The organism is Salinithrix halophila, assembly GCF_042650125.1.
GTDB lineage: Bacteria > Bacillota > Bacilli > Thermoactinomycetales > DSM-45169 > Salinithrix > Salinithrix halophila.
Map to the genome: position 1 here is coordinate 499,136 of NZ_JBHSAP010000018.1, position 25,876 is coordinate 525,011.

Consider the following 25,876-nt stretch of genomic DNA (forward strand, 5'->3'; position numbering starts at 1 on the left):
TGGACATGAGACCTGACCTCCTGCTCGTGCTGTTGATCGTTATCGGGCTGGTTGGCCGTTCACCGATCATCGCCACCGCCGCCAGTCTCCTCTTAATTTTAAAACTGACCCACCTGGAGCGGTTTTTTCCGGCGGTAGAACGCCGGGGATTGGAAGTCGGGCTCTTATTCCTGACCATCGCCGTCCTTGTTCCCTTTGCCTCGGGCCGTATCTCACTGAAAGAAGTATGGTCCGTCTTCACCTCTGTTCCGGGGATTCTGGCCCTTACCGGTGGAGCGTTGGCTACCTATATGAACGGCAAGGGATTGGATCTTCTCAAAGTGGATCCCCAGATGATCATCGGCTTAGTGATCGGTTCTATTTTCGGCATCATCTTTTTACGAGGAATTCCCGTCGGTCCGTTAATGGCGGCAGGCATTACAGCATTCCTCCTAAAAATGATCGGTTGGATTTGGCCATAAAAAAGACTGCCAGCGAGTTCTGGCAGTCTTTTCTCCGTTATGCCCGGGAAACGTATTCTTCTTTACGGGTATCAATGATCAGGCGATCTCCCTGATTGATGAAGAGGGGAACTTGTACCACCAAGCCCGTTTCCAGTTTGGCCGGTTTCGTTCCGCCCGTCGCTGTATCGCCGCGGATCCCCGGATCGGTCTCCACCACTTCCAGCTCCACCGTGTTGGGAAGATCAACACCTAGTGTCTCCCCTTGATATAGGACCAAGTTGACATTCATGTTCTCTTTGAGGAACTTTAGTTCTCGCTCCAGCTTGTCCCCAGGAATATTAATTTGGTCATAGGTCTCGTTATCCATGAAAGTATACTCGCCGCCACTTTCATAGAGAAATTGCGTCTGGCGGGTTTCCACATGGGCTCGGCCCATCTTTTCACCGGCGCGAAAGGTGCGTTCGGCAATGTTCCCGTTACGCAGGTTACGAAGCTTGGATCGAACAAAAGCCGCTCCTTTTCCCGGCTTCACATGTTGAAATTCGATAACTTGCCACACATCCCCGTCCAATTCAATGGTTAGACCTGTCCGAAATTCATTGGTAGAAACCATGGGTATCCCCCCGATCAGTGTTATCAATCAATGATGATCAACTCTTTTGGACTAGAGGTAAAAACTTCATGCCCTTCTTTCGTCACCAACACATCGTCCTCGATCCGTACCCCGCCTGTTTCCGGTAGATAGATCCCCGGTTCCACCGTTACGACCATTCCGGGTTCAAGAGGCGTGTCGCTCCGATGAGATAGGCTCGGAAGTTCATGAACTTCCATCCCCAAACCGTGACCAGTGGTATGACCAAAGTACTCCCCATACCCCTGTTCCTCGATAACATCCCGCGCCGCTGCGTCCCCTTCTTTTCCGGTGATCCCCGGGCGGAGAGCATCGACGGCTTTTTTCTGAGCTGTAAGAACGATATCGTAAATTTCCTTCTGTTTCGGCTCGAGTTTACCCAAGGCAACCGTCCGTGTCATATCTGAACAATATCCCTTGTATAGAGCACCAAAATCCAGCGTTACCAGATCTCCTTTTTCCAATACCCGGTCACTGGCAACCCCGTGAGGCAAAGCAGAACGGGGCCCGGAAGCTACGATCGTGGCGAATGAGGAGGAAGTGGCTCCCATTTCCCTCATTAGGAACTCCAGCTTGAGGTCGATTTCCTTTTCAGTCCGTCCAGGACGAATCTCTTTCAGGACCGCCTCAAAGGCACGGTCGGCGATCGCCGCCGCTTCCCGCATGAGAACGAGCTCCTCCTCCTCTTTGATTTCCCTCAGTTTTTCGACGATGCCGCTTTTTGCAACCGGACGGATCCCATCCAGTGCTTCCTCCAGTTTTTTAAACTGGCGAAAAGTGAGATCATCCTGTTCAAAAGCGACCTCTTTCACACCGGCTTTGCCCATCAATTCTTTCACATCTTTAAAGGGATTCCCCGCATGTCTGACAAAGGTGAAACCCGGAGCCTGTTCCTTCACTTGGAGGTCGTACCGAAAATCAGAGATGAGATATTGTTGATCTCCCGTGATCAACACCCATCCCGCCGACCCGGTAAAGCCTGTGAGGTAGCGACGGTTGATCGGGTTGGAAATGAGTAAAGCCTCCAGATTTTCCTCAGTCATCCTTTTACGCAACCTGGAAAGTCGTTTTTCCATACTTTTCCCCCTCAATCGAAAACATGGAGCGTCTTCACTACAGCTGTCAGGGCAAGTTCGTAACCAAACGTTCCGAAACCGACAATCTGGCCGTGAGTAACAGGAGCAGTAACGGAACGTTCCCGAAAGGATTCCCGCTGATGAATATTCGAGATATGTACTTCAATCGCGGGGACAGCAATCGACGCTAAAGCATCACGAAGAGCGTAACTATAATGAGTCAGCGCCCCTGGGTTAATAAGAATGGCGTCGACAGTCCCTTCAGCACTATGGATTCGATCAATGAGGTGCCCCTCATGGTTGGACTGGTAGGTTTCTACGGTCAGACCCATTTCCGTCCCCATCTTTATCAGGCGGTTATTCACTTGATCCAAGGTTTCGTGCCCGTATACATCAGGCTCCCGTTTCCCCAACATGTTTAAATTGGGGCCGTGTAATACCAGAACCTTCGGCAAGGCTTCACCCCCGTTCATCCCTTCGTCATTGTATCACCAAAAAGCGGTTGCCGGAAGACCGCCAATCCCCTTTTGAGCATACGACTCCCGTGTCAGACACATCCTAATATGGGCCTCAAGAAGCTGGTTACTCCCGTCCGACAAATAGTAAAAATGTGGATTTCAAATCGATCTGTGTTATCGAATCCTTTATCGATATGATACAATAAGCGTACCACATCCTAACAAATCCTATGAACAAGCATCCTTGACATTTACTGAGGTGGTGGAAAGAGTCAGTGGCAGAGAAACCGATTGCCTACGGCGGCCAAGCAGTCGTCGAAGGAGTGATGTTTGGCGGGCAGCGGGCCCAGGTGACCGCTGTCAGGCGTAAAAACGGCGAGATCGAAACCTTTGAGGTTACACGGACTCCTACAACAGGAGGGCTGGATTTTCTGAAAAAACTCCCCGTCTTCCGGGGGATTTTCGCCCTGGTAACCGCTAGCGCTTCCGGTGCCACGCACCTCCAGTTTGCAACCGAACGCTACGACCTGGAACCAGGGGAAGAGCCGTCGGAATCCCTTACAAAATTGCAGATGATCATCGGGGTTACCGCTGTCGGTGTCCTATCCTTGATCTTCGGAAAAGCCGTTTTCACCGCCCTTCCCGCTTTCCTCGCTAGTCTCCTGTTCGACGGGATTATCAGCAACCTGATCATCCAAAACTTGCTGGAAGGAGCGATCAAGACCTTCCTTCTGCTCGGATATCTCTTGGCAATTGCCCAGACCCCCGTAGTAAAACGATTGTTCCAATACCACGGAGCCGAACACAAAGTGATTAACGCGTATGAATCCGGGGTAGAATTAACAGTAGAAAACGTTCAAAAACAATCGACCCTTCATTACCGATGCGGTAGCAGTTTCATTATTTTGACCATCATTACAGGTGTGATTCTTTACTCTTTCTTTAGTTACGACAATGTATGGGACCGCATCACCACCCGCTTGATTCTTCTCCCGGTAGTCATTGGTCTCTCCTATGAACTTTTGCGTATGACCAATGCTATCCGGGACATCCCGGTACTCACTTATCTGGGTTATCCGGGGCTTTGGCTACAAAAATTGACCACACGCCAACCCCTGGATGAGCAAGTGGAAGTGGCCATCACCGCTTTTAACCGCATGCACGAACTGGACGAAAGAGCGACGGAACCTGTAGATGGTTCTTCCCTGGCCCACTCCGGCTGACCCGTTGGTGGGACGACGATGAAACGAGGGAGAATGCCATGTTGAGTCCAAAACAAAAAATCTGGCGAATGGTTTTATTGACGCTCCTTGCGATCGGCCTGGTTCAGATGCTCGTGAACCGACCCTTCATGGTCATCGGAATTCTCGCCATCATCGGTGCCGTCACTTATCTCTACAAGTATCCGCCACGTTGGCTCATTCGGCTTAGTTACCCTCGAAATAGCGGTCATCCCCGGCTCGGGGAAAAGAAAAACAAAGCCAGCGGCACCCCCTCTAAACAAAAGAAAAAATACAATAAAAAACAACGGGCTTTTCGGGTAATCGATGGAAATAAAAAAACGCCCGGCAGCGATCCACCCCAAAACACAAAAACCCAGTGAAAAAACTGGGTTTTTTTTATGGGCCTTCCTCCTCCTGGATAAAGAGCTCCCCTGTGGAAGCATCCAACACCTGAGGGAGCTGCCCCTTTACTTGTAGAACCAGATACGGGTAGGTTAGTACCTGAGGATACATCCCTCCCTCCGGAGGGCTGACTTCTCTGACAAGAACCTTGGGCCGCGGCTCTCTTTCAACCCTCTCCAAGACCAATCGGTAGCCTTGATTCGGCTTCATTCCCGATGAAATGAGCAGGTAATGAACTCCCCCATACTTTTTGCTATAGATACCCCTATCCCTCTTCGCCGCGGCCAACCACTCCCGAACCGAACCATGCAGCCTTTTTTCTTTTCTTAGGGACACCGTCCGGCATAAAAAGCCGTCATTCCCTTCAGCCAACACTTCCCCCTCCTCAACTCGGTTTGGTGTTATTCCTTCGGAAACTGACTCTCTTTAAATCGGTGCAACCCCGATAAGTGAGATACTGACGGAAGTTCCAGTTGTTAAAAAACTCGCGTGCTGCCTTCACCCCCGCTTGAAAGAGGGATTCTCTCCTGGCCGTACTCAGGTCAAATTCCGTCATTTTCACCTCCATACTGGGGACTTGGATCGTCCGTACTCGATCCTGTTCTTTGATGTGACGGTTATCGTGGGCGTCCAACATCGTGATGAACATAGCCCGAATCAAAGAGATCGGCCCCCCGATCTCCCGGGGATCTCCGGCGGCATCTGATAAAAAACGAAAACCAAAGGTAGGCCAGCGGGGATTCTCTTGGTCAAACAGCCAGACTGGAAAATTGCTTAGTACACCGCCGTCCACAACATAGCTCGGCTTCTTCGAGGTGCGGTGCGGAACTTTAACTGGATCAAAGAACAGCGGGATTGAACAGCTCATCCGTACTGCTCTTGCTACTGTCAGGCGGTTTGCGGGTAAACCGTATTCCTCCAGATCCTTCGGTAACACCAAGAGGCGACCCCGACTGATGTCTGAAGCGATGATGGACAGTTCCTTGTCCTTCAAGTCTGTGAAACTGTACACACCCTTTTTCGCCAGCAGTTCTCCCACCCATTGCTCCAAAGGCTTCCCAGAATAAAGCCCCTTTTTTAACAAAAGCCTGGCACTGGACCCGGCATAAGGACCCATCACGGGAATTCGATGGTACCAAGAGATCGGCGTAAATAGGGTGAAATCATGATGGGCTAACAAATCGTATAGTTCATGGGCCCGATATCCTGCAGCCAATAGAGAAGCGATAATCGAACCCGCTGATGTCCCTGCCAGCCGTTTCCACTCATACCCCTTTTCCTCCGCCACACTCAATGCTCCAATCAAACCAAAAGCTTTGATGCCTCCTCCTTCTAATACCGCATCCGCTCGAATTTCTCTCACCTCCATAGATCCCCCAGCCTGTTACTGCTGTTTCTATCTATATGTCGTGCAAACAAAAAAAACCCCCGGAACACCGCAGGGTCTGCGATACTCAGGGGTTTTCATCTTCCACCTCATCAGCTTCCTTCAGCGACCGAAGTTCCTCGATACGTTCTGGATTCTTCTGGAAGTATTCTACCAAATATTCGATGCTGGTGATGGAATCCCAGGAAAGATGGTGTTCGATTCCTTCCACGTCGTTGTAGATCAGCTCTTCTTCCACTCCGATGATCCGCAGGAATTCCTCCAGGAGCGTGTGCCGATCCACCAACCGCTTTCCGATCTTCTTCCCTTTCGGGGTCAGCACGAGCCCACGATATTTTTCGTATATCAGATATTTTGACTGATCCAGCTTTTGAACCATCTTCGTAACGGAAGAAGGATGAACGTCCAACGCTTCGGCGATGTCGGAAACCCTGGCATATCCTTTTTGGTCAATGAGCTTATAAATGTTCTCTAAATAGTCTTCCATACTCGGCGTCGGCATGATCCTTCCCCCTATCCAATCTCCATCCCCGTCCCGAATGGTGCGGGATCGCTACCAGGGTAAATGCTTGCATGGAAAGTATATCATATCCGTACTCATCTAGCGGGCGTGAGGACAAATCTTTTATGATCGGCTCTATTTCCCCGCCAAGAGTTCCCCGTTATTCTGGCGAATCGCCCGTACAAGTTGTTCACCCAAGGTTTCTATGCGTTGTTGCAATTTTTCATCCTTTAGATTGCCGTCAGGAAGAAATGCATCATAGGACCGGGGTACTGAGGGCATTGACGGCAGCGGCCAAGCATGTAGGGTGCGGCAAATGATGTTTAAGGTATTCAAGGTATCCGTTGCTCCCATCATCCCACCAGCAGTGCCGACAAGAGCAACGAATTTCCCCTCCAGCTCCCTCGCTCCGATAAAATCGAGAGCGTTTTTTAGGCAACCGGTGATGCTTCCGTGATACTGGGGAGACCCGAGAATGAACCCGTCTGCATCCAGCATTTTTTTCCGGAATGTATGGACCCGTTCAGGATAGGTGTTCTCATCGGGCCGACAGTCGTACATGGGTAAGTCCCATTCCCGAAGATCGATCAATTCCGTATCGGCCCCTGCTTCTGCGGCCGCTTTCATAATGATCTTCACCGCCTGCCGAGTCGTTGAAGTGGCATTCATGCTTCCAGAAACAGCGATTATTTTCAAGATGGGCCCTCCCGTACTGTCAAAATCATCGAATGATACCCGCAGGAAGCACCTGCTTCTCTCATTATAAGCCAAGCTGGGTCACAATCCAACGCAAGCTCTCCACAAAAAAAATAACGCCTGGAAAAGGCGTCTAAATTAGGTAGAGGGTAGCACATCCTTCGATAATACGGAGATGTAATCCACCAGTAGGGGCGCTTTTTTTACTAAAAAAACGACGGAGAGGATTCGAGTTCCCACCGGCGGGGGAGGAACAATGGTAAAATAAGAAGTGAATCGGGGTTCCGCAGGATGAGCGGGTTCCACCAGTAGAGGTGTGGAACGAAGCAAGCGTTTTCCCTCGTCCAGCCATGATACGACGGCATAAAGTTGCGGCTGAGGGGGGGAGGAATGTTTATTGAAGATGCGGAAATATAAATAATAGGCGCATTGGTGTTCGAAAGAGCCCGATACATTCTGGTACAAAAACCCTCTTTTCCCGATCCGGACGGAAGTATCCTTACGCTTGACCGGGTTGGGTACTAGGCGTATCTTCTTCCCTTTCCATGGCGCCAACCCCGCAAAACCACCATTGACAAGGAGGTTCCGGCCACTACAACTCATATCGTTTCGCCTCTTTCCTGACTGCCTTACTTGTATTCTATTCTTGTATTTTTTATATGATTGGGCAGAAAAGGAACCAAAGAAAAAAACCCGCCATCCACCGGAACAGTTCCGGTGGGAGAGGAGTACACTGCCATGATAAAAAAAAGCCGCCGAACGCCGGCAGCCAAGCGCATACCATCCCAAAAAGGGGGATCAGGACTATGGACCTGATCCCCCTTTACTATGGACACTTTCCCGAAATAAAGGAGGAAAGAATACAAATGCAAACATCTCATTCACTGTTACTCGATGGACACACCCTCACCCTCGATACCTTTGAAAGTGTGGTTCACCACAGGAGACCCGTCCGCCTCGAGCCGACCGCCATTCGGAAAATGGAACGCTCCCGGAAGATGGTGGAAGATCTTCTCCAGAGTGGTCGGACGGTTTATGGGATTACCACCGGCTTCGGTAAGTTTAGTGATATTGTCATCGACAGATCCCAAGCTCGAGATCTCCAACGTAACCTGCTCGTGAGCCATGCTTGCGGCGTTGGCACTCCTCTTCCCGAGGAGGCAGTCAGAGGGATGATGTTGCTTCGTGCGAACGCCTTAGCTAAAGGTAACTCGGGCATCCGTCCTCTGGTTGTCGAACGGCTGCTCACCTTTCTGAATAAAGGCATCCACCCAGTCGTCCCTGGGCAGGGTTCCCTCGGTGCAAGCGGAGATCTCGCTCCCCTTGCTCATATCGCTCTCCCATTGATCGGGGAAGGAACTGTACGGTTCAAGGGACAGGAGAGAAAGACAAAAGATCTCCTCCATGAATTGGAGATTCCCCCCCTTATTCTGGAATCGAAAGAAGGGCTCGCTCTCATCAACGGTACCCAGATGATGGCCAGTCTCTCTTCCCTTGCCCTGCTTGCCACCCATCATCTCTTAAACGCAGCCAATACCATCGCAGCAATGACCGTGGAGGCACTAAACGGCATTCCCCATGCTTTCCATCCTCTGCTCCATCAGGTGAGGGGACAGGCTGGGCAGGAGATATGTGCTGCTCGTCTGCGTCAACTTCTCAGCGGAAGCGGTCGCGTCACCGCTCCAGGCGAGCGGCGGGTTCAGGATGCCTACAGCCTCCGATGCACCCCGCAAGTTCACGGAGCCAGTTTGGATACTTACACCTATGTGAAGGGAATCGTAGAACGTGAACTGAACGCTGCCACCGATAACCCACTCCTTTTCCCTGAAGAAGGGGAAGTGATCTCCGGTGGCAACTTTCACGGCCAACCTCTTGCTCTTACAGCTGATTTTCTAGCCATCGCTATATCCGAATTGGCCAATATCTCCGAACGGCGCACGGAAAGGCTGGTCAACCCCCAACTCTCCGATCTTCCCCCGTTCCTCACCCAGCAGGGGGGGCTTCATTCCGGTTATATGATTCTACAGTACGCGGCTGCCTCCCTGGTCTCGGAGAACAAAACTCTGAGCCACCCCGCTTCGGTGGATTCCATCCCCTCGTCAGCAAACCAGGAAGACCATGTAAGCATGGGCGCCTTCGCTGCCCGAAAGTTGCACACCGTAATCGACAATGTCACCCGGGTACTGGCCATCGAATGGATCTGTGCAGCCCAAGCGCTGGAATTCGGTTCCGGTCCCATGGGTGAAGGCACGGAAGCTGCCTATCGGCTACTCCGATCCACCATCCCGCCTCTCACAGATGACCGGGAAACCAGTGTCGAAATCGAGAAAGCCGCTGCCTTCATCCGGGAAGGCCACCTCAGTCATGCGGTAGCGGAGTACCTTAGCGATAAGGGTTGATGTTCTTTTCCCATCATAAGCGGCCCCTCTCATAAACCGAACATATAAATGTATCGATAAAATAATGTTCGTATTTATCGGCTATGTGTGATATAATCTTTCAGGCCGCTCAGTTAAAATCGTCCAAAAGGCGAATGAGAGGAGAATCAAGATGGCTTATGATGTGATTATCGTCGGCGCTGGCCCTAGTGGGATCTTCGCCGCCTATGAACTGACTCACCTCCATCCAAATGCCAAAGTACTGTTGATCGATAAAGGCCATGATATCCACCGCCGCCGCTGCCCCATTCTTGAGGAGCGGATCACTAAATGCCCACCTCCTACCAAGAAAAAGGACTATGCAGGTTGCTTGCCAGCCTGTTCGATCACGGCAGGTTGGGGCGGGGCGGGAGCCTATAGTGATGGTAAATTCAATTTGACCACCGAGTTTGGGGGCTGGATGCAGGACTACCTGCCCGCTTCCAAGGTGATGGAACTCATCGAATATGTCGACCAAATCAATCTCGAGCACGGAGGGACCCTGGCGATCACCGACCCGACCACCCCTGAAGTGCGCTCCATCGAGAAGCAAGCCGCCGGTGCAGGATTAAAACTGTTGAAAGCACGGGTCCGCCATCTCGGAACGGAAGAAAACCTGAAAATACTCTCCAACTTGTTCCAAACAATGGAGAACCGGCTGGAGTGCCGTTTCCGAACCAAAGTGGAGGAGCTCCTTGTCCAAGACGGTCGTGCCACAGGCGTCCGGCTCGCCAATGGGGAGGAAATCAAAGCGGCCCAGGTCATTATCGCTCCCGGACGAGACGGATCCGAATGGCTCGGAAACCTGCTGCGACATCACGGGGTGACCATGAGTAACAATCAGGTCGACATCGGTGTCCGTGTCGAAACCAGCGATGTAATTATGGAGGAGATCAACCAACACCTTTATGAAGCCAAATTCATCTTTAATTCCTCCGTCGGCACCCGAGTACGCACCTTTTGCTCCAATCCCAGCGGACACGTCGTCGTCGAGAATCACTCCGGTGTAATGAACGTCAACGGCCATTCCTATAAGGATCCAGATTTAGGGAGTGAAAATACCAACTTTGCTTTATTGGTCTCCCATAGTTTCACGGAACCTTTCAATAAACCGATCGAATACGCCAAAGAAATCAGCCGACGAGCCAATGACCTATCGAATGGTTCCATCATCGTCCAAAAATACGGTGATATCTTGAAAGGACGCCGTTCCACGGAAAAACGTATTCGAGAAGGATTCATTGAGCCTACCCTGCACGAAGCCGTACCCGGTGACTTGGGCCTTGTCCTCCCGTACAACACGATGAATTCACTGATCGAGATGATGGAAGCACTGGACCGGGTAAGCCCCGGCCTAGCTTCTGAGCACACCCTCTTCTACGGAGTGGAAGCCAAATTCTACAGTGCCCGACCCCGTCTCACTCCCCAGTTCGAGACAGAGATCGATGGCCTCTTTACCATCGGCGACGGAGCCGGGATCACCCGGGGCCTGGCACAGGCCTCCGCCGCTGGTGTCCATGTAGCACGCCACATTGCAAAAACGGCTCTAAAGCCCGTATAAAGGGATCAAGAAAAACCCGACATGTTGTCGGGTTTTTTCATACCCCCGGAGACTTTCACCCAGGCGGTTATTTTGAGTCAGGGATCCGTTTGATCCTGATATGCCTCTTAGACGTCACCAGCATGATCCGGTACAATAGCCATAGAGATCCGACCATCGTCCGATCCCCAAACGCAGCCGATTTATCCGGCCGATTTTGAAGTAACTGAAGGAAAGGGGCTTCCTTTTGACACCGCTGGCTTTGTTGCGAAAGATTTATGGCTTCTCTTCGTTCCGTCCGGGCCAAGAAGCCATCGTGAACAGCATCCTCACCGGACACAACACACTGGCCATCATGCCGACAGGGGGCGGAAAATCAGTCTGCTACCAAATCCCCTCCCTGATGATGGACGGGCTCGCTCTTGTTATTTCGCCTCTGATTTCCCTAATGAAAGACCAGGTGGACAACCTGAACCAATTGGGTATATCCGCTGCCTACATCAACAGTACCCTCTCCCATGAGGAGATGGAAAACCGGTTGGCAGACGCATCCCGAGGGGTCTACCAATTGCTGTACATTGCGCCGGAACGCTTAGAGTCCGAACGTTTTCGTCAGGTGCTGCGACAAGTCCCCCTATCTCTTGTCACCATTGATGAAGCCCACTGCATCTCCCAGTGGGGGCATGATTTTCGGCCTAGTTACCGTTCCCTGGCCCAGTGGATCGGCAATCTGCCCCAACAACCGGTAATCGCTGCCTTTACTGCGACGGCTACTCAGGAAGTACGAGAAGACATCGCCCGTCTTCTCTCTTTCGCACCGGACCATATCTACATTACGGGCGTGAAGCGGGAAAATCTTTCTTTCTCCGTCCTTCACGGAGAAAACGTCCGGGATTTCGCCCTCAATTATTTGCGGGAACACCCTGACCGTCCGGGCATTTTTTATTGCGCCACTCGGAAAGAAGTGGATCAATTGCATCATTTTCTCGTCGGACGGGGCTTTTCTGCGGGGAAATACCACGCGGGAATCCCTGAGGAAGAGCGCCGGCACGCCCAGGAGGATTTCTCCTTCGACCGCGTACAGGCGATAATAGCCACCAACGCCTTCGGAATGGGGATCGATAAGTCCAATGTTCGTTTCGTCATCCATTGCCAGATGCCACGTACCCTGGAATCCTATTACCAAGAAGCAGGACGTGCCGGACGGGACGGAGAGGAAAGTGAATGCATCCTCCTGTTTAGTCCCTCAGACATCCACACCCAGAAGTTTTTAATCGAGCAATCTCAGCTCCCTGCTGATAGGAAAGCGCGAGAACAGCAAAAGCTGCAGGTCATGTACCGGTACGCCCACACCCAGTCCTGCCTCCAAGAAACCTTTGCCCGCTATTTCGGCGACGAACCCGGTGAACCCTGTGGAACGTGCGGCAACTGCACCGCAGAAGAAGAGCGGACCGACATCACCGTCGAGGCACAAAAGATTTTCTCCTGTGTGAAGCGAATGCGGGAACGCTTCGGTGTCTCCCTGACCGCCAAAGTATTAAAAGGATCCAACAGCAAACGGGTCAAGGAGATGGGATTTCATACGCTTCCTACCTACGGACTTTTAAAAGAGTACACCGAAAAGGAGATCACCCATCGGGTCCACGTCCTGGCAGCAGAGGGCTATCTTCGCGTTTCTGACGATGAATACCCCGTTCTCACCCTTACCCCCACCGCTGTCGATGTCTTACAGGGGAAAAGACAGGTGTTCCTCCGGGTGAAGAAACGAAAGGCCAAGGCCACCCCGATCCGGGAAGGCTTGTTCGAGAATCTGCGCCAACTCCGCAAGGAACTTTCCGAAGCCGAACAATTACCCCCTTATATGATCTTTCAGGATAGCACACTGACCGAACTAGCCCGGATTTGTCCCTTGGACAGGGAAGCAATGCTGGCCGTCCGCGGCGTAGGAGAGCAAAAATTAACGAAGTATGGCGACCGATTTCTGGAAGCGATTCGACACTACATAGAAGAGAAAGGTATTACTCCCGACACAACCATCCAGGAAACAGCAGCGACCGCCGCTAAAGAAGAAGCGGAGAAAAAGGAGCCGAGTCATCTCACGACTTGGCGCTTATGGCAGGAAGGCCGCTCACTGGAAGAGATCGAACGTGAACGAAATCTTAGCCCCGCTACCCTGGACAACCACCTGTTCCGGGCCTATGAGGAGGGGTATTCCGTCGATTGGAACCGGCTCATCCCCGAAGAGCAAGAATCCCTGATCCTTCAGGCTATTGAGGATGCAGGGGGCACCAAACTCCGTCCGATCAAGGAAATACTCCCTGCCGACGTTTCTTACACTGCAATCAAGGCGGTATTGGCAAAACAAGCGGAGAAATGAAAAAGATCCCATTCCCCCGACATCGATATCAAGAGCCCCCTCCCAATCAGGGAAGGGGCTCGTCCTTTTTACTATAGCTTCACTTTCACCGGTTTAAAGTCCAGGTAATCACAAGAAACAAGCTGGAGGATGACACCACCGTACTCGCCCTCAATCACATCCCGACGGGATCGACCGTGGAGGTGGCCATAAAGACAGGTCTTCACCCCGTATTCCCTCATTACTTCCATAAAATCCGAATCGGGGACCTTGGGGGTAGCGGGAGGGAAATGCAACATGACGATCCGTTCTTTTTCGGGATGTTCTTTTGCCGCCGATGCGAGAGCCATCTTCAACCGGCCCACTTGGCGATCATAAATACGCCGGTCCGTCTCCTCCTCCCACCCCGGTTCCCCTGGGAGGTTCCAACCTCGCGTACCGGCAATAACAATCCCTTCAACGACTGTGTAGTCGGCATCGATCCATTCCATCCCTTCGGGCAATGTCTCCCGAACTTTTTTCTTGCTTTGGGCGTAATAGCAATGATTTCCCGGAGACAGCACCTTTCTTCCCGGGAGGGCATTGATCCAGTCAAAGTCATAGCGGGCTTGATCCAGTCGCAAAGCCCAGCTAATATCCCCCGGAATCAGTACCGTGTCATCGGCTCCAACCGTCTCCAGCCATGCGTCCCGCACTTGGTCATAATGGCGTTCCCACCCGAAAACGTCCATCGGTTTGTCGATGTCTGCTTGAAAGTCGATATGATACAACCCCACCGGCTTATTGAAGGAAAGATGGAGATCGCTGATCGCAAACAGGCTCAAGTCGGTTCCACTTCCTTTTCTGACGTCAATCTTCAGATTCATGTCATTATAACACGAGCGAGCGCGATGAAGCCAAAATCCCAGTTCCATGGCTTTGATCCTTCCCGTTGGCCCTGCCCTTTCTATCAAGTTCAGCATACGATGGAGCATCCAATCCTTTGAAGAAACGAGAGGAAAACCGATGGGAAAATCCCGCTACCTCTATGTGGCGCTAGGGGATTCCATTACGGCAGGCTATTCGGCACCCGATAAGCGGGGGTTTGCCACCCAACTGGCTGGGTGGCTGGCCGGAGTGTATCCCTCCTTTTCCTATATTAACGCCGGGAAAAAAGGCCTTACCAGCTCCCAGTTAGCCGGGTATCTCACGATATCCCCTGCCCTCCGCCATGCCATCCGGCAAAGCTCCCTCATGACCTTGGATATCGGAGGGAACGATCTCTTATACGCTTATATAAAGTATTTTTTTCTTGGAAACCCAGCAATCTACCCCCATACGATCCGTTTATACGCCATCAACCTGCATCGCATTTATTCCCAACTGACAGCCCTTAGCCTGTCCCCCCTCTATACCCTGAATCTTTATAACCCGTTTCCCCATTCCAAATCCTCCAGCACTTGGGTTCCCCTTTTGAATCGAGAAACCGAAGAGGTTTCCCGGATTTGGGGGGTTCCTGTCGTAAACATCTATGAACGCTTCCTTGGAAGAGAGAAGCAATTGATCCATGGCTACCGAACCGGGCGCTTGTCAGACATCCGGATCGGGTCCGGCGGCTATCCCGTTCATCCTAACCTGGCGGGCCACCAAGTGATCACCGAAGCCCTTCTGGAAACAATCCCGATACAAAAAGATTCCCATACCGGATAGTCCGGTCGGGAATCTTCGTGAAGGAAAGGGCTCCTCTTAGGAGCATCCTGTGGTGGCACCACAATCCAGGCAGACATAACAGGAACCATTCCGTTTGGTCATGCCTCCGCACTCGATGCACAGCGGGGCTCCGGAAGAAGCCCGGATCGCATCCAGATTGTCATGGGGTACCTCCGTCGCTCCGGTCACTTCTGCCAAACCCTGCTCCATTTCCGAATGGATATGGGACGGTGTTTTCTTTTGTGCCGCCTTTTCTTCTTCGACGGCATCTTCCCGCCTCCAGCGATTGGAGTAGATACGGAGGTCCTCCTGCTTCGGTGGAACCTGGACGAAGTCAGTCCGGCCCAGATATTCCATACCGAGAAGTCGAAAAACGTAGTCAATGACGCTGGTCGCCATCTTAATATTAGGATGGCTGACCGTGCCAGCAGGCTCAAACCGAGTAAAGGTCATCGAGTTGATGTACTTCTCTAGCGGAACTCCATGTTGAAGACCGAGAGAGACAGCCACAGCAAAGGCATCCAGCATCCCACGCATCGTGGAACCTGCCTTGTGCATATCGATAAAGATTTCTCCCAGAGAGCCGTCCTCGTATTCTCCGGTTCGCACAAAAATCTTTTGGCCAGCAACGCGGGCTTCCTGCGTAATGCCTTCACGCTTTCTCGGCAGACGGCGCCGGACGCTGGGCACATGGCCTTTTGCATAGACCTCTTTCATCTGCGTAGCGATTGCCGAAGCCGAAGCCGTTGCGGCGGCCAAGTTTTCAGCTACCTCCGCCGGCGCTTCAACCCCAGAGGATGTCTCTTCTTCCTCATCCTTGTCATCCCCACGGGCATTTAGAGGCTGGGAGCTCTTGGAACCGTCCCTATACAGAGCTACCGCCTTGAGACCCAATTTCCACCCCTCATAATAAGCGTGCTGGATATCCTCCAAGGTCGCTTCGTTGGGCATGTTAATCGTCTTGGAGATCGCACCGCTGAGGAAGGGTTGAGCGGCGGCCATCATTCTGAGATGCCCCATGTAATGGATAAACCGTTTCCCAATCCGGCCACAGGGATTAGCCGTATCAAAGACAGGGTAGTGCTCCTCTTTCAGGTGGGGAGCCCCTTCTGTGGTCATACGACCGCAGATGACATCGTTGGCGGCCAGGATCTGGGAGCGGGTGAAGCCGAGAGCTTGAAGCAGGTTGAAGTCCGGTGCCTGATATTCTTCCGGGGTAAAGCCCAACCGTTGCATTGTCTCTTCGCCCAGCGTCCAACTATTGAAAGCAAAGGCAAGCTCGAAGACAGAAGGAAGCACGCCCTCCACTTTCTCCAAGTCTTCATCGGTAAACCCTTTCTCCTTCAAGATTTCCCGATTGATTTCGGGAGCTCCCTCCAACGTGAGAGTACCCGTGACGTAAGTCAAAATCTCACCGATTTCTTCGGGGGTATAACCCAGGTTTTTCAATGCCGGACGGATCGACTGGTTGGCAATTTTAAAGTACCCACCACCGGCCAATTTCTTGAACTTGACGAGGGCGAAGTCCGGCTCCACTCCAGTCGTATCGCAGTCCATCAGAAGACCAATGGTCCCCGTAGGAGCCAGAAGAGTCGTCTGGGCATTGCGGTAACCGTATTTTTCACCCCATTCCAGGGCTTCATCCCAACTAGCCCGAGCGGCTTCCAAGAGTTCAGGCGGACAGTGAGTCGGGTGGATACCCATCGGTTTCACTGTCAGCTCTTCATATTCATCAGCCGGTACATTGTACGCGGCCCGGCGGTGATTTCGGATCACCCGGAGCATGTGCTCCCGGTTGCCGGGAAAAGCCTTGAAGGGTCCGAGTTCTTTAGCCATCTCGGCGGATGTCGCGTACGAAACGCCGGTCATGATCGCAGTGACGGCTCCCGTGACAGCCAGTCCCTCCTCGGAATCGTAAGGAATACCGGAAACCATCAACACGGTACCGATGTTGGCATAGCCGAGCCCCAAGGTACGGTACTCATAGGAGAGTTGGGCAATGGCTCGAGAGGGATACTGGGCCATTAGCACAGAAATCTCCAGCACGATCGTCCACAGGCGAGCGGCATGTTTTAAGGCAGGAATATCGAAGGCCCGTGCATCGGCGTCAAAAAACTTGACCAGATTGAGCGAAGCCAGATTACAGGCCGTATTATCCAGAAACATGTACTCCGAACAGGGATTCGAAGCGTTGATCCGGTTGTGGCGCGCGCCCAGTTGCCCGTCCATACCAGCAGGAGAGGTGTGCCATTCATTAATCGTTCCGTCGTATTGCAGACCCGGGTCGGCACACTCCCAGGCAGCTTGTCCGATTTGGCGCCACAACTCTCTAGCCGGTACTTTTTTAGCCATTCCGCCGTCGGTGCGGCGTTTCAACTCCCAAGCTCCATCCTCGTCTAAAGCATGGAAAAAGGCATGGGGGGCACGGACGGAATTGTTGGAGTTCTGACCGGAGACCGTCTCGTAGGCTTCTCCGTTAAAAGACGGATCATAGCCAGCCTGGATCAGGGCACGCACCTTTTTTTCCTCGTTGGACTTCCAGTTGATAAACTCTTCCACGTCCGGATGATCCAAGTCAAGGGTGACCATTTTGGCTGCACGCCGCGTCGTGCCACCGGATTTGATGGCACCAGCGGCACGATCGCCAATTTTGAGGAAGGAGAGAAGTCCCGAAGAGGTTCCTCCTCCTGAAAGGGATTCTCCTTTCCCACGGATGTTGGAAAAGTTAGTACCGGTACCGCTACCGTATTTGAAGAGTCGCGCTTCACGCACCCACAAATCCATGATGCCGTCTTCATTCACCAAGTCATCTTCAACCGATTGGATAAAACACGCATGGGGCTGAGGACGACTGTATGCGTCTTTACCTTGTTTTAATTCCTCCGTGTCAGGGTCCACATAGTAATGTCCCTGTGCTTTCCCGGTTATATCATAGGCATAAGCGAGTCCCGTATTGAACCATTGGGGCGAGTTGGGAGCGGCCATCTGGTGAAGCAGCATGTAGACCAGTTCATCGTAGAAGGCCTGAGCGTCTTCCGCCGAATCGAAGTATCCGTTCTTCTCCCCCCAGTCACGCCAGCAACCCGCCAGACGGTGGATCACCTGTTTGGCACTCTGTTCGGGGCCGGTGACGGGATTACCCTCTTCATCCTTGATAGGATTGCCTTGTTCGTCGAATTGTGGCACTCCCGCTTTGCGGAAGTACTTCGAGACCATGATATCAGCAGCTACCTGGGACCATGCTTTCGGCACTTCTGCTCCTTTCATCTCAAAAACGACGGAACCGTCGGGGTTGGTGATACGGCAGTCTCGCTTCACGAACTCAACACTTTGAAAAGGATCTTGCTTGTTGCGGGTAAAATAACGTTGGATCTTCAACCCGATTCCCCTCTTTCCTCTGATTGCGATCGATCATGGTGTCTGGTTCGACCGATGCTTAAATCGCTATATGTAGGTTTACTACTATTATATCACTACTATATATGGAATAAAATCCGAATTTCGTTGAATGTTGAAGCCGGAGAAAGAACTGGGACCACCGCTGGAGGTTCTCTCCGCAAAACCATTAATTTTGGGGTTTGCGTTTCCCATTTTCACTGGAAACGGTTGATAACCCGCAGACAATCATGCAAACTGGAGTAAATCCAAAATTTTTGAGGGAGGCGCAGGCAGCATGACTATCCTATACAACGACCGTTTCGTAGACCGAGAAAACATCCAAGTTGACATCGAAGACAGGGGATACCAGTTCGGTGACGGGATTTATGAAGTGATTCGTGTCTATGGCGGCAACCTCTTTTGCCTTGAACCCCATTTGAAACGGTTTGCGCGCAGCGCAAAAGAGATCGGTATCGACCTTCCCTATACACCCGAGCGTCTAGGCGAGCGGATCTTGGAGCTGGTAAAGAAAAACAACCTCACCGACGGCACGGTCTATCTGCAGGTCAGCCGTGGTTCGGCTCCCCGTTCCCATCCATTCCCTGCAAATTCCCATCCGGTAACGATTGGTTACACCGTGTCTGCCCCTCGTCCTCTGGAAGCATTGCAGAAAGGGATCAAGACAATTTTGACTGAGGACATCCGTTGGCTGCGTTGTGACATAAAGAGCCTGAATCTTCTCGGTGCTGTACTCGCCAAACAGAAAGCGGTCGAGGCTGGCTGTCAGGAAGTGATTCAGCATCGCGACGGAATGGTGACTGAGGGCAGCGCCACCAACGTCTTTCTCGTCAAAGACGGCACCCTTTTTACCCATCCTGCTGACAACTTGATCCTTCACGGAATTACGCGTCAGGTTGTCCTGGAACTGGCAAACGAACTGGGAATTCCGGTCAGAGAAGAGGCGGCGGATGTCGATGACCTTTTCCATGCGGATGAGGTCTTTGTCACGGGTACCACCACGGAAGTCTCCCCAGTTGTCGCTATCGACGGGAAACCTGTAGCCAAAGGTGTTCCCGGTACGATCACCCGTAAATTACAGCAGGCTTTCGAGGCATACATCGGACTTCCTCATCAATCGGGAACCGGTCTATCATAACATGAACACCCAAGAAGATTCCAAGGGGTTTCCCTTTTAAACCCTGGTAAATTCGGGCCTTATATCAGCAAAAAGGATCTTAACTACACGAAACACCCTGTCCATCATGCTCGGACAGGGTGTTTCATTATGGATAAGAATGGGAAAAATTGCATGAAACCTACTCACTAATCAGCTTCAAACCGGACTGGCTGAGGATCGAAACGTTCCGAATGGACACAGGCTTATCCGGTTGGGTCAAAACTTGATTCCGAAGAGCGTCTTGGGCAATCCCGACCGAAAATTCTTGGGAAGTGCCTACGATGGAAACCTTCGTTTCCTGGTCTGGCACCCACTTTCCATCCACCCAGTCAACTCCTAGCTGTTCCGTGTTATAGTCCAGTCGGACCAGTTCCATCTTTCCGTCTTTCGTCCAGTTAAACTGATACCGGCTGCCATCCGCGTTTTCCAATTCCATCTTGAGAGGATCTTCTTTGTAGCCAGTAGGCCTTTTGAAGGCAAAAGACTCCTCCCCTTTCCGCAAATCCACACGGGCGTTGGAATCCAATTCAAATTCCTTTCCGCGAATGACCCCCGAACCATCCACCAGAACCCAAGGATATTGTCCCATCCATTGGTTGACTACATCTTCTTCCTTTTCAAACTTGCTAACCCCAGGCTTATTGAAGGTGGTTCCCTGCTGGCCTTCCAGATCCACCTTGAAACTGGAATCCATCGGCACGTTACCTAATGCTACCCATTTGTTGTTTGTGCCTTTTTCGGTCACCGCCACCCGGAAAGGGCTGTTGGGAACATAATAGATTTCAATGATGTAACTCTTTTTCGGATCGATTCTGAGCTGACCCTTAGATTTTGCCAATTCAAAGGTTTCCCCGTTGACGTATTGAAAGAGATGGATCGTCCCTTTGTCATCCAAACGGAAGCCGAAATCCGATTCGACGTTTTCGGAAACCAGGGAGATACTGAAGGGCTTGTTGGAAGACTGGGAAAGCTCACCCGTAACTCGGAAGGAACCCTGAACCGAGGGAGGGAGGGACTGAATACGCGGCTTCTCCCGTTGAAAAACCACATTGTCGAATCGGGCGCTTCCACCAGGCTTAGCGAGTAAGGCTTCCGCCTTCTCCTCATCTGCGACGGCATCTCCTTGTTCGCCGAAGAGTTGAAAACCGATGACGATGCCAAAAATAGCGATTACCGCGATAACTCCGGGAAAAAGAATTTTCCTACGGGCAACCCCTCTCTTCTTTTTCACCGGTTGAGCCGGTGGGGGAACCACTTTTTCCGCCGCTTCCAACACACTTTTCATGGACTCCTTCGGATCCATCGCCCGGATCACCAAGTCTTTCATCGGTCCAGGCAATTCCCGAATGCTCTTTTCCGCTTCCGGTTTGTCAGGACGAGCTTCCAAACGGAAACCGGTTAGCAGGAAATGAAGCAGGAAACGCCATTTTTCATCAGCCTGTTGTTTACTGAACTTTTCGAAGCTGACGAAAAGAACGAAGGGCCGGTCACCCTCCATAATGATGTTTCGGGGGTCCAATGTGGTGAAGAGCGGCAGCGGAAGCTCAGAGAGACGTACCGCCGTCCGCAACAGTTGCCGGTAAACATTTAAGGCGCGATCCGGCTTCATTCCCTGCCGCGGCTGGATCAGCAGGGAAAGGGGTTCACCCCCGAGAGGCGGGTGGATCAACACGACCCTGTCCTTCTCCTCCATCACATCCAGAATCGGAGCCAAATGCTCGTTCTTCAAGCGGGTCAGTATCTCCTTCGAACCGGGTGGCAGTGGTTTGGTCAGAGAAACTTCCTGCAGGAAGACCTGCGTTCCGTCCGGCGATTTCGCCGACACCAGCTGGCCGGAAAAAAAGGTCAGGACGTCTTCCACCTGGAACCTTTCATAATACCGGCCCTTCATCTTACCGATGGACCTCATTCAACTTTCCTCCTAAACGAAATCTGCGAACAATCAATCAAAAAGCGTATGTGGACTATCCAGAAAAAAGATAGAAGTTGGTATCTTTAGCCTACGTCTTATTATGACACACATCCACGTATTTCGACAGCGTCTGGGAAAAAAAAGCGGGGCCCCTCCGTCTTTTTTTCGAATAACAAATCGAACCGGTTCCAAATCCAGCCAAATTCGGTCAGCCGGTGACACGGTCGGTTTACAAAGAAGGCCGGGAGAAATCCCCGGCCATCCGATAAAGATTAATGGCTCGACAACTCCAGATCCGACTGGCTGGTTATCGTCGTGTTGCGAATGGTAATAGGTTCTGAATGGGAGTACTCCAGGGATTGGCTCTGCGTGTCCTGGTTCAATCTGACGGTAAGAAGACTCCCCTGTGTAAGAACGGAAACATCCGTCTTCCGGTCAGGGGTCCAGCCCAGTTTCGTTTCGGCCAATGCTTTCTCCTCCTCACCTTCCCGGTAGAGAACCAGCCTCTTATCCTTTCCCCAGACAACATAGTAACGGCTTCCATCGGCACTTTCCAACTGTAGCTTAAGGGGATCTCCCGTATACCCCTGATCTCGGCGGAATGCGAAATCGGTGTCTCGCCCGCTTCTTGCTTTGATGATGGCATTCCCGTCAAGAAAAAAGCGCTCCTTATCAAGGGTACCCTCGCCGGAAAGCAATTTCCAGCGCTGGGAGTCCATCCATTTCTGCTTTGCTTTGTCTTCCCTCGCCACGGCAGTTACCTGAGCAGACCGGAATACCGTCCCTTTCGAGCCTTCTACCTCTACACGGCCTCCCTTATCCAGAGGAATCGTTCCAACAGCTACCCATTTTTGGTTGTTCTCCCGATCTTCGACCGAAATACGCAGGGGGTCACCCGAAAAGTAGAGGAGCTCCACCCGATAAGCTCTTCCCGCCTTCATCCGGAACGAATCGTCTGATTGTTGCAATTCATGGAGATTTTCGTCCTGATGCTGAAAGAGACGGACCTTCCCCTGTTTATCCACGTTGATCCCGCAAGAAGTGCCGTCCGGGGAAGCCAGCCTCACGGAGAAAGGGCTGGCCGTTTGTCGGATTACTTCCCCTTCAATTCGGGCCGAAAAAGGTACTTTTTCACTCAGTTTCCTTACAGCAACCTCTTCCTTGTTGAATTGGAATGTTTCCTGTACCTCTGGTTTCTGCGGCCCCTCAGCGGGTTGTACTTCCTCAGAGAGAATGCCACTCGTTGCGGCGGAGTAAGTCCCTGCCGAAGCCCCAAGGATCAGCAGGGACGCTGCAGCTGTCGCCGCCGGGCTCAAACGGCGTTTATACCGGTTCGACCGGGAAGAAGCCTTCATTTTTTGCGGTAGCTGTGATAGGGTTTCATCTGTCTTTCGCAAAATCTCATCCAAAGAATCGTCATGGTTTAGGATATCCAAGGCTAGATGGCGGATCGGTGGCGGAACCTTCCGGATCGATTTACTTAAATCCTGCCGTCGGTACATGACATTCTTGGGGTGTTCTCCAGCCAGCAAAAAATAAAGCAGACTTTTCCGCTGGTCCTCCTTTGGTTGGGTCGTAAAATTTTTTAAGCCGCAGAAAAGAACGAAGGGTTCATCATCGTAGAGGCAGATGTTTCGCGGATCCAAGGTGGTCCACATTGGAATCGAAAATTCAGCGAGATCAGCCTGGGTCTGGATTAGTTTACGGAAGAGGTTCACCGCCTGCGACGGGGGCATCGGCTGTTCTCGGTTAACCACCAGGGGGAGTGGTTCCCCCGAGAAAATCGGGTGGACCAGAACCACCACATCCTGTTCTACGATCACATCCAGCACGGACAGGAGATGGGGATGATGGATGAAGCCGAGCATTTCCTGCGCCCCCGGAGGCAGCGGGCGCACGAGTTTGATCTCCTGCAGTAAAACTCTCGCCCCGTCGGGCGAGCGGGCTTGGATCAGCTGTCCGTTAAAAAATGTAAGTGCATCTTCCACTTGAAACCGCTCATAATATCGGACTTGGCGCCTCCGTTCCCGTATCATAGACGCTTCCCTCCATTCTCGGTGTCACGTGTCTCTTCACAAAAACAATAATAAAATATCTGTAATATCTTTCATCGTAGACGCCCAAAAAACAAAAATCAAGGAATTTTGATAAACACCAATGAAAATTACACAATACCCAAAGCACCCTCGTCAACCCTCCGGGGTAAACCACTTTCACCGTATAGCGTCCTAAAAAAACAGACACCGAGATGGTGTCTGTTTTTCTTCCTCATTTTTTAACAAACCTGCGCCAGAAGTCTCCCACTTCTACAAGCGGTGAGATGAATGGCGCGTCAGACGAGGGAGGGGTGCTTTTTACCCCTCTCGCTAGTCTGACCACTTAGTAGAATCATGGTTGCCTTTATGATTCACCGGATCTATCATCAGTATTAGGTGATGAAATGGTTGATATAAATAGGAAATTGGATAGCAACAACCATTCAGTATTCTTGATGTACTACCACTTAGTCCTCGTGATCAAATATCGAAAGAAAGTACTGGATGATCCTATCTCTCGTCGTGCAAAGGAAATCTTTGAGTACATCGCATCCAAATACAATATCACGCTACAAGAATGGAATCACGAGCAAGATCATGTCCATATCTTGTTCAAAGGACATCCAAATTCGGAATTATCCCGGTTTATCAATGCTTACAAAAGGGCTTCTTCCCGCTTGTTGAAAAAGGAGTTTCCAGACATCCGGAAAAAGCGATGGAAAGAATCTTTTTGGTCGAGAAGCTTCTGCTTATTGACAACAGGCGGGGCTCCAATAGACATCATCAAAAAATACATCCAATCACAAGGACAGAAAGCGAGGTGAAACGATGCTTCGAGCGAAGAAAGTACATTTTGTTGCCTCCCTATCCGATGTGAATCGCCTCTTTGCCTGTAACCGTGAATCCGCTCTTGTTTGGAACGAATGTCTGCAATTATCAAGACAACATAATCGCGACCATGGAAAATGGATATCAAAAACCGAGCTACAAAAAGCGACCAGAGGAATATTTTAGCCAAATCGCTTCATGGAGAGATCCAGCATCTCGATGTTTCCACGAAGCAAACGTATCTACGGATCGCCTGAGCGAGAAGTAGTAGATGGTCTGTTCCGACCCAGGTACGATTCGTGCCTGTTGCTTACTTAGGAATCCAAAAGGGCTTTCCGAGTCGGTCGATTTGAGTATGGGAGGCAAACCCTTCGATACGTGAGAGCTTTTTGGTTCTGATGGTAAGAAACCCCCACTTCTTAGCGTTAGCGTAAGAGGGGGAGGTTCATGGATGCGAATCCAGTCAGCGGTCAAACGCGCACCTGGCCAGAACCATGGATCCGGTACTGATACGAGGTCATCTCCTTCAACCCCATCGGGCCCCTGGCATGAAGCTTCTGGGTACTGATCCCGATCTCCGCGCCAAATCCGAACTGACCGCCGTCGGTAAACCGTGTGGAGGCGTTATGATAGACGGCTGCAGCATCCACTCCTGTTAAGAAAGCTTGGGCCGCAGTGGCGTCTCCGGTGATAATGGCCTCTGAGTGCCGGGTACCATGTTTGTCGATATGAAGCAAGGCATCCTCCAGGGAATCCACCACTTTCACCGCCAAAACGAGGTCGAGAAATTCCGTATCCCAATCTTCCCGAGTGGCGTTGCGGGCATCCGGTACCCATTCTTTTGTCTGAGGACAACCCCGAATCTCAACGCCCCGGTCGGAAAGAGCCCTAGCTAAGCTGGATAGGTGTGCTTTCGCCCACTCCCGGTGAACGAGGAGGGTCTCTGCCGCGTTACAGACGGCGGGGCGATCCGTCTTGGCATTAACCACGATGGAGGTGGCCATGGCGGGATCCGCCGCGCTATCCACATAGAGATTGACAGTTGCCCACCCCAGTCTCCAGAACTGGGACCGTGGACTCTTTCACCACCCGCTGGATCAAACCGGCTCCCCCCCGGGGGATGATCACATCGATCAGGCCGTTGGCCGTCATTAATTCACGGACTGCCTCTCGACCCCGATCTTCCACCAGTTGAACCGCCTCTGGAGGAAGATCTGTCTTTGCCAGCGCTTCCTGGATGACACAAACCAGCGCCCGATTGGAGAAAAAAGCGGAGGAACTGCCCCGCAGCACGATTGCGTTGCCTGTCTTCAGCGCCAGACCCGCCGCATCAACCGTCACATTGGGCCTAGCCTCGTAAATCATCCCGATCACTCCGAGAGGGACACGCACTTTTTCGATATGAAGACCGTTTTCAAGCACTCGTGTTTCCAGCACTTCCCCGACCGGATCGGACAACCGGCAGAGTTGCCGCAACCCGTCAACCATATCCATGAGCCGATCTTCCGTCAATGTCAACCGGTCCAATAAGGCCCGGGAGAGGCCTGCTTTCTCCCCAGCGGACAAATCTTTTTCATTTTCTTTCAAGATTATCTGCCTACTGGCAGTCAAGGAGTCGGCGATCGCCTCCAGAGCGGAGTTTTTCTCTGTCTCCCCAGCCCCTGCCAGCCTCCGGGCTGAAGAACGGGCCGCCAAGGCTTTCTTGCGTACATCGGAGTGTTCCAT

At 51.7% G+C, this 25,876-nt stretch carries 21 protein-coding genes and 1 pseudogene; 9 read left to right on the forward strand and 13 right to left on the reverse strand.

Annotated elements, in window-relative coordinates; translation table 11 throughout:
• Positions 1 to 5 precede the first annotated feature (5 nt).
• A complete protein-coding gene (locus ACFOUO_RS15550; RefSeq protein ID WP_380706271.1) occupies positions 6 to 461 on the forward strand; it encodes a DUF441 domain-containing protein in 456 nt (151 codons plus the stop codon).
• 37 nt (positions 462 to 498) lie between these two features.
• Here the strand turns inward: ACFOUO_RS15550 and efp are convergent, their stop codons facing one another.
• Genes efp through aroQ form a run of 3 tightly spaced genes read right to left on the reverse strand, consistent with a single transcriptional unit; the run spans position 499 to position 2,605 of the window.
• Entirely contained in the window at positions 499 to 1,056 is a 558-nt protein-coding gene (gene efp, locus ACFOUO_RS15555; RefSeq protein WP_380706057.1) for an elongation factor P, read from the reverse strand.
• A 23-nt stretch (positions 1,057 to 1,079) separates the two neighbouring features.
• The gene (locus ACFOUO_RS15560) at positions 1,080 to 2,150 is read right to left on the reverse strand and encodes a M24 family metallopeptidase (protein ID WP_380706058.1); all 1,071 of its coding nucleotides are present in this window, start codon (positions 2,148 to 2,150) and stop codon (positions 1,080 to 1,082) included.
• Between the two features lie 11 nt (positions 2,151 to 2,161).
• The gene (gene aroQ / locus ACFOUO_RS15565) at positions 2,162 to 2,605 is read right to left on the reverse strand and encodes a type II 3-dehydroquinate dehydratase (protein ID WP_380706059.1); all 444 of its coding nucleotides are present in this window, start codon (positions 2,603 to 2,605) and stop codon (positions 2,162 to 2,164) included.
• Between the two features lie 278 nt (positions 2,606 to 2,883).
• Here aroQ and ACFOUO_RS15570 point away from each other — a divergent pair, with 278 nt between their 5' ends.
• Together ACFOUO_RS15570 and ACFOUO_RS15575 are read left to right on the forward strand one after the other, a co-directional pair.
• A complete protein-coding gene (locus ACFOUO_RS15570; RefSeq protein ID WP_380706060.1) occupies positions 2,884 to 3,831 on the forward strand; it encodes a DUF1385 domain-containing protein in 948 nt (315 codons plus the stop codon).
• 41 nt (positions 3,832 to 3,872) lie between these two features.
• The gene (locus ACFOUO_RS15575) at positions 3,873 to 4,211 is read left to right on the forward strand and encodes a hypothetical protein (RefSeq protein ID WP_380706061.1); all 339 of its coding nucleotides are present in this window, start codon (positions 3,873 to 3,875) and stop codon (positions 4,209 to 4,211) included.
• Between the two features lie 16 nt (positions 4,212 to 4,227).
• Here the strand turns inward: ACFOUO_RS15575 and ACFOUO_RS15580 are convergent, their stop codons facing one another.
• The 5 genes from ACFOUO_RS15580 to ACFOUO_RS15600 form a co-directional block, all read right to left on the reverse strand.
• A complete protein-coding gene (locus ACFOUO_RS15580) occupies positions 4,228 to 4,605 on the reverse strand; it encodes a protease complex subunit PrcB family protein (protein ID WP_380706062.1) in 378 nt (125 codons plus the stop codon).
• Between the two features lie 13 nt (positions 4,606 to 4,618).
• A complete protein-coding gene (locus ACFOUO_RS15585) occupies positions 4,619 to 5,596 on the reverse strand; it encodes a patatin-like phospholipase family protein (protein ID WP_380706063.1) in 978 nt (325 codons plus the stop codon).
• A gap of 91 nt (positions 5,597 to 5,687) precedes the next feature.
• On the reverse strand, positions 5,688 to 6,122 hold the full coding sequence (gene mntR, locus ACFOUO_RS15590) for a transcriptional regulator MntR (protein WP_380706064.1): 435 nt from the start codon (positions 6,120 to 6,122) through the stop codon (positions 5,688 to 5,690).
• Between the two features lie 135 nt (positions 6,123 to 6,257).
• Positions 6,258 to 6,818 carry an NADPH-dependent FMN reductase gene (locus ACFOUO_RS15595; RefSeq protein WP_380706065.1) on the reverse strand — a complete coding sequence of 187 codons (561 nt, stop codon included), beginning with the start codon at positions 6,816 to 6,818 and terminating at the stop codon, positions 6,258 to 6,260.
• Positions 6,819 to 6,956: 138 nt separating this feature from the next.
• The gene (locus tag ACFOUO_RS15600; RefSeq protein WP_380706066.1) at positions 6,957 to 7,421 is read right to left on the reverse strand and encodes a hypothetical protein; all 465 of its coding nucleotides are present in this window, start codon (positions 7,419 to 7,421) and stop codon (positions 6,957 to 6,959) included.
• Positions 7,422 to 7,684: 263 nt separating this feature from the next.
• On the opposite strand from ACFOUO_RS15600, the gene hutH reads away from it, so the two are divergent.
• From hutH to recQ, 3 genes are all read left to right on the forward strand, one after another.
• Entirely contained in the window at positions 7,685 to 9,217 is a 1,533-nt protein-coding gene (gene hutH, locus ACFOUO_RS15605; RefSeq protein ID WP_380706067.1) for a histidine ammonia-lyase, read from the forward strand.
• Positions 9,218 to 9,368: 151 nt separating this feature from the next.
• Entirely contained in the window at positions 9,369 to 10,796 is a 1,428-nt protein-coding gene (locus ACFOUO_RS15610; RefSeq protein WP_380706068.1) for an NAD(P)/FAD-dependent oxidoreductase, read from the forward strand.
• A 226-nt stretch (positions 10,797 to 11,022) separates the two neighbouring features.
• A complete protein-coding gene (gene recQ, locus ACFOUO_RS15615; protein ID WP_380706069.1) occupies positions 11,023 to 13,152 on the forward strand; it encodes a DNA helicase RecQ in 2,130 nt (709 codons plus the stop codon).
• 71 nt (positions 13,153 to 13,223) lie between these two features.
• Here the strand turns inward: recQ and ACFOUO_RS15620 are convergent, their stop codons facing one another.
• A complete protein-coding gene (locus ACFOUO_RS15620) occupies positions 13,224 to 14,045 on the reverse strand; it encodes a metallophosphoesterase (RefSeq protein ID WP_380706070.1) in 822 nt (273 codons plus the stop codon).
• 91 nt (positions 14,046 to 14,136) lie between these two features.
• Between ACFOUO_RS15620 and ACFOUO_RS15625 the strand changes: the two genes are divergently transcribed.
• Complete coding sequence (locus tag ACFOUO_RS15625) at positions 14,137 to 14,820, forward strand: SGNH/GDSL hydrolase family protein (RefSeq protein ID WP_380706071.1); 684 nt, start codon at positions 14,137 to 14,139, stop codon at positions 14,818 to 14,820.
• A 36-nt stretch (positions 14,821 to 14,856) separates the two neighbouring features.
• Here ACFOUO_RS15625 and ACFOUO_RS15630 read toward each other — a convergent pair whose 3' ends face one another.
• Positions 14,857 to 18,198, reverse strand: coding sequence for a vitamin B12-dependent ribonucleotide reductase (locus tag ACFOUO_RS15630; protein ID WP_380706072.1), 3,342 nt, complete (start codon positions 18,196 to 18,198; stop codon positions 14,857 to 14,859).
• Between the two features lie 295 nt (positions 18,199 to 18,493).
• On the opposite strand from ACFOUO_RS15630, the gene dat reads away from it, so the two are divergent.
• A complete protein-coding gene (dat, locus tag ACFOUO_RS15635) occupies positions 18,494 to 19,354 on the forward strand; it encodes a D-amino-acid transaminase (protein ID WP_380706073.1) in 861 nt (286 codons plus the stop codon).
• 160 nt (positions 19,355 to 19,514) lie between these two features.
• Here the strand turns inward: dat and ACFOUO_RS15640 are convergent, their stop codons facing one another.
• Together ACFOUO_RS15640 and ACFOUO_RS15645 are read right to left on the reverse strand one after the other, a co-directional pair.
• Positions 19,515 to 21,284 carry a hypothetical protein gene (locus ACFOUO_RS15640; protein ID WP_380706074.1) on the reverse strand — a complete coding sequence of 590 codons (1,770 nt, stop codon included), beginning with the start codon at positions 21,282 to 21,284 and terminating at the stop codon, positions 19,515 to 19,517.
• 275 nt (positions 21,285 to 21,559) lie between these two features.
• Positions 21,560 to 23,323, reverse strand: coding sequence for a hypothetical protein (locus ACFOUO_RS15645; protein WP_380706075.1), 1,764 nt, complete (start codon positions 23,321 to 23,323; stop codon positions 21,560 to 21,562).
• Positions 23,324 to 23,727: 404 nt separating this feature from the next.
• Here ACFOUO_RS15645 and tnpA point away from each other — a divergent pair, with 404 nt between their 5' ends.
• Complete coding sequence (gene tnpA / locus ACFOUO_RS15650) at positions 23,728 to 24,147, forward strand: IS200/IS605 family transposase (RefSeq protein WP_380706076.1); 420 nt, start codon at positions 23,728 to 23,730, stop codon at positions 24,145 to 24,147.
• A 474-nt stretch (positions 24,148 to 24,621) separates the two neighbouring features.
• On the opposite strand, the pseudogene ACFOUO_RS15655 reads toward tnpA, so the two are convergent.
• A pseudogene (locus tag ACFOUO_RS15655) lies at positions 24,622 to 25,876 on the reverse strand (glutamate-5-semialdehyde dehydrogenase).

Excerpts from the sequence above, each read along its gene's own strand:
- ACFOUO_RS15550 (WP_380706271.1), top strand. The coding sequence starts at position 6 with ATGAGACCTGACCTCCTGCTCGTGCTGTTGATCGTTATCGGGCTGGTT.
- efp (WP_380706057.1), bottom strand. The coding sequence starts at position 1,056 with ATGGTTTCTACCAATGAATTTCGGACAGGTCTAACCATTGAATTGGAC.
- ACFOUO_RS15560 (WP_380706058.1), bottom strand. The coding sequence starts at position 2,150 with ATGGAAAAACGACTTTCCAGGTTGCGTAAAAGGATGACTGAGGAAAAT.
- mntR (WP_380706064.1), bottom strand. The coding sequence starts at position 6,122 with ATGCCGACGCCGAGTATGGAAGACTATTTAGAGAACATTTATAAGCTC.
- ACFOUO_RS15600 (WP_380706066.1), bottom strand. The coding sequence starts at position 7,421 with ATGAGTTGTAGTGGCCGGAACCTCCTTGTCAATGGTGGTTTTGCGGGG.
- hutH (WP_380706067.1), top strand. The coding sequence starts at position 7,685 with ATGCAAACATCTCATTCACTGTTACTCGATGGACACACCCTCACCCTC.
- ACFOUO_RS15610 (WP_380706068.1), top strand. The coding sequence starts at position 9,369 with ATGGCTTATGATGTGATTATCGTCGGCGCTGGCCCTAGTGGGATCTTC.
- ACFOUO_RS15620 (WP_380706070.1), bottom strand. The coding sequence starts at position 14,045 with ATGGAACTGGGATTTTGGCTTCATCGCGCTCGCTCGTGTTATAATGAC.
- ACFOUO_RS15625 (WP_380706071.1), top strand. The coding sequence starts at position 14,137 with ATGGGAAAATCCCGCTACCTCTATGTGGCGCTAGGGGATTCCATTACG.
- dat (WP_380706073.1), top strand. The coding sequence starts at position 18,494 with ATGACTATCCTATACAACGACCGTTTCGTAGACCGAGAAAACATCCAA.
- ACFOUO_RS15640 (WP_380706074.1), bottom strand. The coding sequence starts at position 21,284 with ATGAGGTCCATCGGTAAGATGAAGGGCCGGTATTATGAAAGGTTCCAG.
- ACFOUO_RS15645 (WP_380706075.1), bottom strand. The coding sequence starts at position 23,323 with ATGATACGGGAACGGAGGCGCCAAGTCCGATATTATGAGCGGTTTCAA.
- tnpA (WP_380706076.1), top strand. The coding sequence starts at position 23,728 with ATGGTTGATATAAATAGGAAATTGGATAGCAACAACCATTCAGTATTC.